This is a genomic window from Paenibacillus hubeiensis (genome assembly GCF_032334105.1).
Taxonomy (GTDB): domain Bacteria; phylum Bacillota; class Bacilli; order Paenibacillales; family Paenibacillaceae; genus Paenibacillus; species Paenibacillus hubeiensis.
The window spans coordinates 130,322-142,418 of the sequence record NZ_JAVYAE020000013.1 but is presented as its reverse complement, the minus strand read 5'-3'; the positions used below and the strand labels follow the sequence as shown (position 1 = coordinate 142,418).

General features: G+C 53.3%; 11 protein-coding genes. 7 read left to right on the top strand and 4 right to left on the bottom strand.

Features of this window, described 5'->3' with window-relative positions:
* Positions 1-70 precede the first annotated feature (70 nt).
* The 3 genes from RSX24_RS25390 to RSX24_RS25380 all read left to right on the top strand — a co-directional run bounded on the left by RSX24_RS25390 (position 71) and on the right by RSX24_RS25380 (position 4,169).
* Positions 71-1,816: a tetratricopeptide repeat protein gene (locus RSX24_RS25390; RefSeq protein WP_236420391.1), complete on the top strand. Its 1,746-nt coding sequence runs from the start codon at positions 71-73 to the stop codon at positions 1,814-1,816.
* 198 nt (positions 1,817-2,014) lie between these two features.
* Positions 2,015-2,974 carry a thioredoxin-disulfide reductase gene (trxB, locus tag RSX24_RS25385; RefSeq protein ID WP_236420390.1) on the top strand — a complete coding sequence of 320 codons (960 nt, stop codon included), beginning with the start codon at positions 2,015-2,017 and terminating at the stop codon, positions 2,972-2,974.
* A gap of 163 nt (positions 2,975-3,137) precedes the next feature.
* On the top strand, positions 3,138-4,169 hold the full coding sequence (locus RSX24_RS25380; RefSeq protein WP_290371491.1) for an AI-2E family transporter: 1,032 nt from the start codon (positions 3,138-3,140) through the stop codon (positions 4,167-4,169).
* A gap of 195 nt (positions 4,170-4,364) precedes the next feature.
* On the opposite strand, the gene RSX24_RS25375 is transcribed toward RSX24_RS25380, so the two are convergent.
* From RSX24_RS25375 to RSX24_RS25360, 4 genes are read right to left on the bottom strand one after another with little or no spacing between them, the layout of a single operon-like run.
* Entirely contained in the window at positions 4,365-4,967 is a 603-nt protein-coding gene (locus RSX24_RS25375; RefSeq protein ID WP_236420388.1) for a response regulator transcription factor, read from the bottom strand.
* A complete protein-coding gene (locus tag RSX24_RS25370) occupies positions 4,964-6,100 on the bottom strand; it encodes a sensor histidine kinase (RefSeq protein ID WP_343262115.1) in 1,137 nt (378 codons plus the stop codon). Before RSX24_RS25370 ends, RSX24_RS25375 begins: the two co-directional genes overlap by 4 nt.
* 9 nt (positions 6,101-6,109) lie before the next feature.
* Entirely contained in the window at positions 6,110-6,847 is a 738-nt protein-coding gene (locus RSX24_RS25365; protein WP_343262128.1) for an ABC transporter permease, read from the bottom strand.
* 7 nt (positions 6,848-6,854) lie between these two features.
* Complete coding sequence (locus tag RSX24_RS25360) at positions 6,855-7,805, bottom strand: ABC transporter ATP-binding protein (RefSeq protein WP_343262114.1); 951 nt, start codon at positions 7,803-7,805, stop codon at positions 6,855-6,857.
* A 364-nt stretch (positions 7,806-8,169) separates the two neighbouring features.
* Here RSX24_RS25360 and RSX24_RS25355 point away from each other — a divergent pair, with 364 nt between their 5' ends.
* From RSX24_RS25355 to whiA, 4 genes are read left to right on the top strand one after another with little or no spacing between them, the layout of a single operon-like run.
* Positions 8,170-9,120, top strand: a complete 951-nt coding sequence (locus tag RSX24_RS25355) for an ROK family glucokinase (protein WP_339275526.1) — start codon at positions 8,170-8,172, stop codon at positions 9,118-9,120.
* Between the two features lie 51 nt (positions 9,121-9,171).
* Positions 9,172-10,071 carry an RNase adapter RapZ gene (rapZ, locus tag RSX24_RS25350; protein ID WP_236420384.1) on the top strand — a complete coding sequence of 300 codons (900 nt, stop codon included), beginning with the start codon at positions 9,172-9,174 and terminating at the stop codon, positions 10,069-10,071.
* Between the two features lie 13 nt (positions 10,072-10,084).
* On the top strand, positions 10,085-11,071 hold the full coding sequence (locus RSX24_RS25345) for a gluconeogenesis factor YvcK family protein (protein ID WP_236420383.1): 987 nt from the start codon (positions 10,085-10,087) through the stop codon (positions 11,069-11,071).
* A 6-nt stretch (positions 11,072-11,077) separates the two neighbouring features.
* Entirely contained in the window at positions 11,078-12,016 is a 939-nt protein-coding gene (whiA, locus tag RSX24_RS25340) for a DNA-binding protein WhiA (RefSeq protein WP_236420382.1), read from the top strand.
* Positions 12,017-12,097: the final 81 nt, after the last annotated feature.

Sequence of the window (12,097 nt, the reverse complement as noted above, 5' to 3'; positions counted from 1 at the left end):
GAGATGAGGCCCTCAAGATGTGGTATACTGGAGAGTATGAATGAAAAGCTAAGAGGAGGTGCCTTGGTGGATGAAGGGCAAGCTACTGCGGGCTAAGGGACACCTTGCCAATATTATACCGATTCATTTGGATGCGTCTTTCTTTTTCGAAAGAGCGGTCCGCTCGCTGGACCGAAATCATGTCGACAAGGCATTGAAATATTTTCGCAAGGCGGTAGAATACGAGCCGGACAATCCGGTCAATCATTGCAATATGGCAGGCATTTTATCGGAGAAGGGAGATTACGAGGGCTCCAATGCCGTGCTTGCACACGTACTTGACATTGTCGATCCGTCGATGACGGAATGTTATTTTTACATGGCGAACAATTATGCCAACATGAACCGTTTCGAAGAGGCGGAGCAGGCGTTGGTAACCTATTTGGAGGAGGACCCGCAGGGTCAGTTCATGGCCGAAGCGGAGGAGATGATGGAGCTGCTCTATTATGAGCTCGATCGTCCGGCGAAGCTGAATCAGATCAAATCGCGCAAAGGCGTGGTTGAGCACGATCAGGCACGCGAGTTTCTGGAGCAAGGGAAGTTTGCCCAGGCTGCCGAGCTGCTGGAGAGCATGCAGCCGGACTACCCCGATTATTTGGCTGCCCGCAACAATTTGGCGTTATCTTACTATTATATGGGGCTGTTCGATAAAGCGCGGGAAACGATTGCCGAGGTGCTGAAACAGGAACCGGGCAATTTGCACGCCTTGTGCAACCTGGCGATTTTCTACCAGAACGAAAACCGTCCGGATCAAGTGTTGCAGCTCATCCACAAGCTGCGCGTCATGGTTCCGTTCCAGGAAGAGCAGGTATACAAACTGGCGACCACGATGGGTATTCTTGGACAGCACGAACCGGCATACGGCCATTTCCGACGTTTGCTGAAGAACGAAGAGACCGCTGCGGATCCTGCGCTTGTGCATTATGCGGCGGTTGCGGCTTTCAATACCGGACGATATGATGCGGCAGAACGGTTGTGGCGGCATGCGGGCAGGCTTGACCCGACTTCCGAGGTTTCCGGATTCTATCTGTCCGGCCTGGAGCAGGTGCGGCAAGGAGAGGCGGAGCCCCAAATGCTGAGCTACCATTACCATTTGCCTTTTGATGAGCAGTTTCGGCAATGGGAGCATGCCGGCGACGGCATTCCGGAGGAAATGAGAAACGATCCGCTCATCCGCTCGTCATTCTTCTGGGCACTGCGCCACGGGGATCGCGCAACGAAGCTTCAGGTTATCCAAGCGCTGGCCATGATCGGCGATTATGAAGTGCAGCAGGCACTTCAGACGTTTGTGGATGAAGCTGCCGATGAAGATGATGAACTGCTTCACGTTGCCAGCTCGGTTCTGAACCAGCTTCGCCAATCCGAGGCTGAGACCAAGGGGAAGAAAACGTCTTCTCCGGTGCTCGTCACCATGGTAAGGGGCCAATCGGCTTCAAAGGAACAGCTTGCCGCAAAGAAGGAGGATCCGGCTGGATCTTCCCCATCATGGCAGGCCGTAGTGGAACGCGTGGTGCAAATGACCGGATCTGCCGCAGAGCTGCGGCAGGAGGCGGAGCGGGTGTGGAACGACTTTGTGTCCCGGATGCCTTCCGAGAAGCCGAATGCAAAGCAGATTGAGTGCTGGGCAGCCGGCCTGGAATATGTTGCCGCCAAAGCGTATCATCGTTCCGTAACTTATCAGAGCATTGCGGAACGTTATGGCATCTCAGCCGCAACCGTGAGCAAATATGCCCGCCAGATTAGCCAGGTCTGCAATGAAACGCTGCCAACCGTTTAGAACATCGAAATGGCTTTGCTCGGTTGAACAACGGAAGATCGAGTGCCTGGTAAAGAGGCTTTGTGGAAAGATTCGATCCGTTGTGGAAGGATATAACGGGTTGGAAAACGGGTAAACTTAACTGATGGGCTTAACAGGGTCATTATTGAAGTTGACGGGTCAATCCATTCTCAACCTTACCAAGGAGGCTGAATCTATATGTCTAAGCACAGAGCAATCGTGATCGGAACAGGCCCTTCAGGGCTGACAGCCGCGATCTATCTGGCACGGGCCAATCTGAACCCGCTGGTGATCGAAGGCCTTCAACCTGGAGGTCAATTGACGACGACAACCGAAGTGGAAAACTTCCCGGGGTTCCCTCAGGGAATCATGGGGCCTGAACTCATGGATAACATGCGCAAACAAGCTGAGCGTTTTGGAGCAGAGTTCCGAAACGGATGGGTGGAGGAAGTCGATTTCAGCCAACGTCCCTTTAAGATCAAAGTAGAAGGCGTTGGCGAGCTGGAAGCCGATGCCGTGATCATCTCGACCGGTGCTTCTGCGCGTTATCTCGGCATACCGGGCGAGCAGGAAAATGTTGGGCGTGGCGTCAGCACATGCGCGACGTGCGACGGTTTCTTTTTCCGCGGGAAAAAGCTGATTGTCGTTGGCGGAGGCGATTCCGCCATGGAGGAGGCGAGTTTCTTGACCCGCTTCGCAACCGAAGTGACGCTGGTGCATCGCCGCGACGAGCTGCGAGCTTCGAAAATCATGCAGGATCGGGCGCGCAGCAACGAAAAGGTGAAGTGGGCATTGAACCGTACACCGCTTGAGGTCCAAGCGGAAGGGCTGGGCGTCAAAGGCCTTAAGGTACGGAACAACGAGACCGGGCAGGAAGAGTTTTTGGAGGCGGATGGCGTCTTTGTGGCGATTGGACATACGCCGAATACAGGCTTCCTGGGCAACCAGATTACGCTAGATGACCATGGGTATGTTCTCGTCAAACCGGGAACGACGGAAACCAACGTTCCAGGCGTGTTCGCTTGCGGAGACGTGCAGGACACGAGATATCGCCAGGCCGTTACGGCTGCGGGCTCAGGCTGCATGGCGGCCATGGATTGCGAAAAGTTCCTTGAGGGCGAAATGGTTCACGACTGGAGCGAGACGTTGGATCTCTAAGCATGGCGAGGGTGTTTTTTTGCATAAACTATAGGGAAGAGACGTCGGGAAGTCTCATGGATTGACGAGAGAAGCCGGAAGGCTTCTCTTTTTTGAAACCAAATAAGCTGGAGATCGTATACATAGGGCGCATACTAGGTGTGAGGTGAAGAAATTGGGGGAAATGGTAAGGGAGTGGCTTCAGAACGCAACAGTGAGACGGTTTCTAATCCTCCTGCTGTTCTGTTTGATCCTATTTAGCATGGGAAGCATGCTGCACATGATTTTGCTGCTGTTTTTGGTGACGTACGTCATGAACCGGCTGCAACAATTCATTACGGCAAAGCTGAACAAATTGTTTCCGATAAATTATAAAGTGGTCGTCATTCTGCTATACCTGATCGTGATTGCGGCCATTGTATTGGGAATTTCGAGGTATTCTCCGAGGATCGTGGACCAGGTCATCCAGTTGACCAACGAGATCATCAAGTTTCTGGACAGCGCCGACGGCGACAATTTTACGTCCAAAATCGCAGGTTACCTGCAATCGTTTGATATCAAGAACTACACGAACGGAGCATTGAAATACATTCTGGCGCTGAGCAAATGGCTGGAATTCATTCTGCTCGTCATCATTCTAAGCTTGTTCTTCCTGCTCCAAAAGCAAGAAATCTTCAAATTTACATCCAAGTTCAAAGAGAGCAAAATTGGCTGGTTTTATAAAGAGGTCGCATACCTGGGGGATAAATTCGTATCTTCCTTTGGCAAAGTGATCGAGGCCCAGTTGATGATTGCCGTGTTCAATACGATTTTGACCATTCTGGGGTTATGGATTCTCGGATTTCCGTACCTGTTCGCATTGACCATTCTGGTGTTTGCACTCAGTCTGGTTCCTGTGGCGGGGGTGATCATCTCCCTGGTGCCATTGTGCTTGATCGGATATCAAATCGGCGGACTGCAAATGGTCATTATCGTCGTTCTCATGATCATCGTCATTCACGCGCTCGAAACGTATTTCCTGAATCCGAAGCTGATGGCGCACAAAACAAAATTGCCGATGTTCTACACCTTTATCGTGCTGATCCTGTCCCAGCATTTCCTCGGCATCTGGGGTTTGATCATCGGGATTCCGATTTTTGTCTTCCTGCTGGACATTCTGGATGTGAACCGCATGGAGAAAACGGACGAACCGGTGCGGGTGGAATCGAAGCCATAAAGCATGGATCTCAGTACGCTGACATTGCAGCAATGGTTGAAATTTGGAAAAAGGGAAAAACGCCTCCCGTGTCGGGAAGGCGTTTTTTCGCATGCATGCCTGCGGACCATATGCGCCGGAAACCAAAGCCGGATCGGCCTGCAGCAGACGGCATGGCCCATCCATGGTATCGTATCGGCTTGCGTGGCAATCCGGCTACAGCCACCCCTTTTTCTCGGCAATGCTGACGGCCTCCATGCGATTTTTGGCCTCCAGCTTATTGAATGCCTCGGACAAGTAATTTCGTACCGTACCGTACGAGAGGTGCAAGGAAGCGGCAATATGGTTGGCATTCAAGCCTGTAGCGGCCAGCCGCAGCACCTCTTTCTCGCGTTCGGTCAAGGGGTTGGCTTCCTTTGATGCACCGAACACAAGCTCCGGGGACACTTCGCGCCCGCCGTTCATGACGCGGCGGATGGCTTCGGCGAGCCTGTCGCTCGGCTCGTCCTTGAGCAGGTAGCCTTTCACGCCCGCTTGGATGGCCCGTTCCAGGAAGCCGGGCCGGGCAAAGGTGGTAAGAATGATGACCTTGCAGGACAAGCCCTGCTGCTGAATGCGTTCAGCCACGTCCAGCCCGGTCATGACGGGCATTTCAATGTCCATCAGGCAAAGGTCGGGTTGGAGGGAAGCAATAAGCTGCAATGCTTCTTCGCCATTGCCGGCCTCGCCGACCACCTGCAAATCATCCTCCAGATCAAGCAGGGAAGCGAGCGCTCCCCGCAGCATGCGTTGATCTTCGGCGATCAGTATTCGAATCATGATGGCACTCCTCCTTGCATTTTACTGGCGATCAGCGGAAAGGAAAGGACAAGCTCCGTTCCGGTTTGGTCGGAGGAGATTCTCAGTGAACCGTCAATGAGGCCGAGCCGTTCACCCATGCCTTTTAATCCGTTCCCGGCTGTTTCCTCCGGGTTCTCCAATCCAATGCCGTTGTCCTTCACGGTGATGCCGATCCCGTAACGGGTCCGTTCCATGCGGATCATGCTGCGTGTAGCCTGGCTGTGCTTGACGATGTTGGTTACCGCTTCGAGCAAGCATAGACCGATCATGTTTTGCGTCAACTCGGGCACGTCGCTCCAAGATTCCTGTTCCCCCGCCATGTGAAGCTCGATTTCGGCGCTGCGCAGCATTTCTTTGGCATCGGCGAGAGCCTCGGGAATGCTGATGGCCCTCATGTCCGACACCAGCTGCCGGACTTCCCGGAGCGCCGCGCGGGACGTGCGTTCGATTTCGCGGGCTTCCTGCAGTGCCCGCTCGGGATTTTTGGGGATCAGTTTGGCGACCAGTTCGCTCTTGAGCGTGATCAGGGATAGCGTATGTCCCATCGTGTCGTGCAGATCCCTGGCGATGCGCATCCGCTCTTCGCGCTTAACCAGCTCTTTGATGTGCTGCTGCGCCTCATCCAATCGTACCTCCAGGTTCTGCCGGTCGATCATGGTGCGTATGCCATAGGGGGACACGAGCATGATCAGGTAAAACGGGGTAAAGAACATCAGCTGGTCCGCGGTCAGTTCGGTGATGCGCAGCGCGACGGGAACCGTCTGTACGATGGCAAAGATCAGCAGAAACAGTCGAAACAAACGTTTGTCTGCGTACCATCCGATAAAATTGGCCGAGAAGAACCCCAGGAAGAACATATTGGGGTCGATGATCAGCGACAGCACCAGAACGGTCAACATTTGCAGGCAAAGCCAGTACGAAAATTTGGCGGTTCCGGCCGTCATGTACAGCTGCCTGTAAGTTACGATAAACACGATAAAAGCGGTCAAGCCGACGTAGAGCACGGTTCCCCGCGAATTCCACAAGTAGTAGACCGGCATGGCGAGATAAATCAACCATATATAAGGATAGAAGCCGTACCGGTTCGGGAAAAGTTCAAAGCGCCGAAGCATGCGTGTGTGTTACGCCTCCTTTTGCTTTCTGCGGATATATGTGGATAGTAACATAAAACCCGCCAAGTATGCCGCCAAAATCAGGATATCGCGTAAAGCGGGCGATTGGCCAGCTGCGATATTCCATGCCCCGTTGCCAAAGCTGTTGGATGGCAGCCAGCTGCCGATGCGTGCCAGCCATTCAGGCATAACGTCCAGCGGCATCCACATGCCTCCGAGCAGGGCAAGCGCCAAGTACAGCATGTTGCTCAAGCCGCTCGCCGTGTCAACCCGGCGGAATGTGCCGATGCAGGTGCCAAGCGCCAGAAACGGCAGCGATCCGGCGAGAATCCACAGCGCGGAGCCGATCCATTGAGAGGCAGTCAGTTCTACGCCGTTGATGAGGTAGCCGGCGGTAAAAATGATGACGATGGAGCAAAGATGAATGGCGGTCTGGCCGACCATTTTACCGGCGAAGTAGATGGAGCCTGGCAGTGGAGTAACCTGCAGGAAGGTTGACCAGCCGTGTGCGCGTTCCTGTACGAGCCGGATGCCCAGCGTCATGATGGAGGAACCCATGATGCTGAAACAGGTCATGGACATCAGGTAATGCGCGTTCCACGCTTCCGCATCGCTGGTGCCCGTAGCGAAGATTCGGGTGTACAGCACATAGAACGCAACCGGGATCATCAGGGACCAGAATACAAAATAAACGTTGCGCGACATGCGGAGCATTTCGACTTTGGATTGGGCAATCAGCATCGACATCGACATGTTAAACGTCCTCCTTCAGGGTTTCGACGAATTGGGCATAAGCTTCATCGAGCTGTCCGGCTTCGATGCGGATGTCCCGCACCGGAAGCTGACGCTCCACAATTTGGCGAATCAGTGCATCGGTATCGCCGGCGTACAGAACGCAGCGACCTTTCTTGTATTCGATTTGGTCCACGCCGGGCAGATCCTCCACGAGTTTGCGCATATTCGGCGAAGGCTCAGGTGAGCTGCTCGGGCTGCTTTCGGTCTTTAATGGATCCGAGATGGCGAAAGACAGCGTGCGCCGGGACATTCCCGCTTTGATGCTGTCAGGCGTTCCGTCCGCTGCAACCTTGCCATTATGGAACAAGATAATACGATCGGCAGCTTCGTCCGCCTCCTGAAGATAGTGGGTGGTGAAAATAACGGTCTTTCCCCTTCCCGCCAGTTCGCGTACATGGTTCCAGAAATGTCTGCGGGCTTCCGCATCCAGGCCGACGGTCGGTTCGTCGAAGAAGAGCACTTCCGGATCTCCCGCCATCGCCAAAGCAAAACCCAGGCTGCGCTTTTGGCCGCCGGACAGCTTCTCTGCGCGCTTGTTCATGTCTTTCGGCTGCAAGCCGGTAAGCTGCATGATCTGTTCCGCATCGAGCGGGGAGGGATAGTAGCCGCGCACCAGGTTGATCATTTCGCGGACGGTAATACCGTCCATAACGCTGACGTCCTGGAGCATGACGCCGATTTTTTGGCGGACGGCCTGGTCTTCCGGCGCTTTGCCAAGCACCGTGATGCGGCCCGAGGTAGGGGTGGAGAGGCCAAGCATCATTCGGATCGTCGTCGTTTTGCCTGCTCCGTTAGGCCCCAGGATGGCCACAACCGTTCCTTGTTCCACGTGGAGAGATATATCGCCCACGGCATGTTTGCTTCCAAATCGTTTACTCACATGATCAAGCTGGATCACTGCCGGTTTCATTATGGATTCACGTCCTTTTGTTCAGTTCTAATGGCTGATTTCATCATACGAAATGAGAGGACGTGACATTAGTAAGGGTTGTCATGACATTCGGATGACAACTGTCATGTTTTGGGCATGGAACGAATGATTGGGCAATATCATGAGTTGAGGCTGCCGGCAGCATGGTGCCGGAAGGGCGAGCTTGCGTTTGAATAAAAGAAGGAGGGTGAAAAGGGGTGTTTCGGCAGAGCTGTGATGCGGCTCACAAGAGGGCTCGGAACGCGTTCTATCACAGTTTCTATCGTCTTGACCCCGGGGTATCCTTCAATTATAGTTGGTAGGTAGGATAAACTATTTTAGATAGATAAAGGTGGCTTGCAGCATGTCTGAGAAAATCTACGTTGGGGTCGATCTCGGCGGAACAGCAATCAAGGTCGGTATATGCGATGATCAAGGTCAGCTTTTGCATACGTACGAAGGGCCGACAGAAGTGAGTCAGGGCGTGGACCGCGTTGTCGACAACATTGAGAAATATGTCCGTCATATCGTTGCCGAGTCCCCATACGGCTGGGATCAGCTTCAGGGTGTAGGAGCCGGCGTGGCCGGTTTCACCAATGTGCGCGAGGGCATTATCGTTCTGGCCCCTAACATCGGATTTCGGAATGTGGCCATTCGTTCCATTTTGGAGGAACGTTTGGGCAAGCCGGTCAAAATAGATAACGATGCAAACGTGGCTGCACTTGGCGAGGCATGGGCCGGGGCCGGTAAAGGCGTGGACAATTGCGTCTGCTATACGCTCGGCACGGGCGTAGGCGGTGGTTTGATCCTGAACGGCAAAATCTATCAAGGCTTCTCCGGCATGGCAGGGGAGCTGGGACACATCAGCGTGGTGCCTGATCTGGAAGCGATCCAGTGCGGATGCGGCAAGATGGGGTGCGTGGAAACCGTTTCCTCCGCGACGGGGATCATTCGCATGGCGAAAGATGCGGTGGAGCGCGGCGATCATACGTCGCTGGCACTGGTTGACAAGATTGCGGCAAAAGAAGTGTTCGACGCTGCCAAAGCAGGCGATGAAGTCGCTCTGCGCATCGTGAACCGCGCAGCATTTTACCTGGGCAAGTCCATGGCAGCCGTTGCGGCGGTCATCAACCCGGAACTGTTCATTATCGGTGGCGGCGTATCCAAAGCTGGGGATTTCCTGTTTGACGAAGTGCGTTCGGTATTTTCCCAATTGACGCCGGAACCGCTTCAGGAAGGCGTACGCATTCTGGAAGCTACGCTGGGCAATGATGCGGGTATCGTAGGTGCGGCAGGTCTTCATCTTCGTTCGTAGTGTACGTGCAACAAGACGGTAGGGCGGCAATATGATAAGGAGGGGAACATTATGCTTGAGAGTGAAGTTTCATCGGGCAAAAGCGCCACGCTCATTATCATTACGGGCATGTCCGGAGCGGGTAAAACCATTGCGGTGCAAAGTTTGGAGGATCTCGGCTTTTTCTGCGTCGACAACCTGCCGCCCGTGCTGATTCCGAAATTCGCGGAGCTGATCGAGCAATCGAACGGCAAAATCGGCAAAGTGGCGCTGGTGATCGATCTGAGGGGACGGGAGTTCTTTACGGCGCTGTCCGAGTCCTTAAGTTACATCAAGGATCATTTTACGATCCACTGCGAAATTCTGTTCCTGGATGCGACCGATTCCGTGCTTGTACAGCGCTATAAAGAGAGCCGGCGCAGACACCCGCTTGCGCCTGAAGGCATGCCGCTGGACGGCATACGGCTTGAACGAAAAATGCTGGAGGAACTCAAAACTTCGGCGACACAGGTACTGAATACAAGCACGTTGAAACCGGCTCAGTTGAAAGAGCGGATCATTTCCCGTTTTTCCCATCTGGAAAGCAATATGCTGTCAGTAAACATCACGTCATTCGGATTCAAATACGGCATTCCAATTGACGCAGACCTTGTATTCGATGTTCGTTTCCTGCCAAATCCGCATTACATTGATCATTTGCGTCCAAACACGGGTCAGAACAGCGAAGTGTATGAATACGTCATGAAATGGCCCGAAACGCAGTCGTTCCTGACCAAATTGCTCGATATGCTGCACTTTTTGATTCCGCAGTACAAAAAGGAAGGCAAGAGCCAAGTCATAATCGGAATCGGCTGCACGGGCGGGAAACACCGTTCTGTCGCGATCTCGGAATATTTGGGCAAAATGCTGGGTACCAGCGAAACCGAGGCTGTGACGGTGAGTCACCGCGACGCTGATCGGGATCGTCATTGAAGAGGGTGAAGGGATGAAAGAGGCCGGACCACGAAGAGAACGTCCGAGAATTGTCGTCATGGGCGGCGGAACGGGATTGTCTGTGATGCTGCGCGGCTTGAAGGAAAAACCGATGGACATCACGGCCATCGTCACGGTTGCCGATGACGGCGGAAGCTCCGGCATCCTGCGCAATGAGCTGCAAATGCCGCCTCCGGGCGACATTCGCAATGTGCTCACTGCGCTGGCCGATGTGGAGCCATTGCTTTCGGATATGCTCAGCTATCGTTTCAATACAGGCTCGGGGCTTGCAGGCCACAGCCTGGGCAACCTGATTTTGGCTGCCATGACGGATATTTCGGGCGACTTCGTAACCGCAGTGCGGGAACTTAGCCGCGTGTTTGCCGTTCGCGGGCAGGTTCTTCCTGCTGCCGGGCAGGCCGTTGTGCTGCATGCCGAGATGGAAGATGGTACGATCATTACGGGCGAATCGAAAATCCCCGAGGCCGGGGGACGGATCAAACGTGTTTTCCTTGAACCGGATCACGTGGAGCCGTTGCCAGAGGCCGTCGAGGCCATCCGTCAAGCCGACGCCATTCTGATCGGACCAGGGAGTTTGTATACGAGCATTTTGCCTAATCTGCTTGTCCCGAAACTGGCCGAAGCGGTCGTTGAGGCCAATGCGGTAAAATTGTTTATATGCAATGTGATGACGCAGCCTGGGGAAACCGACGATTATACGGTGAGCGATCACCTTAAAGCCGTATATGATCATGTCGGGCACCAGCTTTTTGACTATGTCATCGTAAATAATGGTGATATTCCGCTGCAAGTTCAGAATAGATATGCAGAAAAGGGATCAAAACCGGTCGTTCTGGATATGAATGTCCTGAAAAGCGCAGGCTATCAGGTAGTTGCGGATACGCTGGTTCTGTTCCGGACTTATCTGCGCCACGATGCTGAGAAACTCAGCCATCATATTTTCCAGCTGGTTCAAAATTGGATGTTACGGAAGAGGTGAAGTCTCATGTCGTTTGCAGCACAGACCAAAAAAGAATTAACGCTGATCGAAAGCGAGCCGTGCTGCGAAAAGGCGGAACTTTCAGCCCTTATCCGTATGCTTGGTGCGGTGCAGCTATCGAATAGAAAAGTCATATTGGATATTTCGACGGAGAATGCCGCCATTGCGCGCCGTGCATACTCTTTGCTCAAAAAGCACTTTCCGGTGCATACGGAACTGCTCGTTCGCAAAAAAATGAGGCTGAAAAAGAACAATGTGTATATTGTTCGGATTCCGTCCATGGTTCAGGAGATTTTGAAGGAACTGTACATCGTGTCGGAAGGTTTCCTGTTCACGCCAGGCATTAATCGGGAATTGCTGAAAAAAAATTGCTGTAAACGCGCATACCTTCGCGGGGCATTCTTGGCCGGGGGATCGGTCAACAATCCGGAAGGCTCCTCCTATCACTTGGAGATTGCATCCATGTACGAAGAGCACTGCCAGGCCTTGGTGGATTTGGCGAATGAGTTTCATCTGAACGCCCGGTGTATAGAAAGGAAAAAAGGATTCATCCTATACATCAAGGAAGGCGAGAAAATCATTGAACTGCTCAGCATCATCGGGGCGCATCAGGCGTTGTTCAAGTTCGAGGACGTACGCATCATGCGCGATATGCGCAACTCCGTAAACCGGATCGTCAATTGCGAAACGGCCAACCTGAACAAAACGATCGGCGCCGCGGTAAGGCAAATCGATAACATCAAGCTGCTGCAGAAGGAGATCGGCCTTGAAGCGCTGCCCGAGAAACTTCGGGAGGTGGCTGAAGTTAGGCTTGCGCATCCCGACATCAACCTGAAGGAAGTGGGCGAGCTGCTCAAAGGAACGGTAAGCAAATCCGGAGTGAATCACCGGCTGCGCAAGATCGATGAACTGGCTGAGAAAGTACGAAGTGAACGCCATGGTTAACGCGTGGAGGGAAGCTGCGGAATCTTTTGGGATTGTCCAATGTTTTTTTTGTAGTTTCCTTCACGGGTTAATGGTATAATT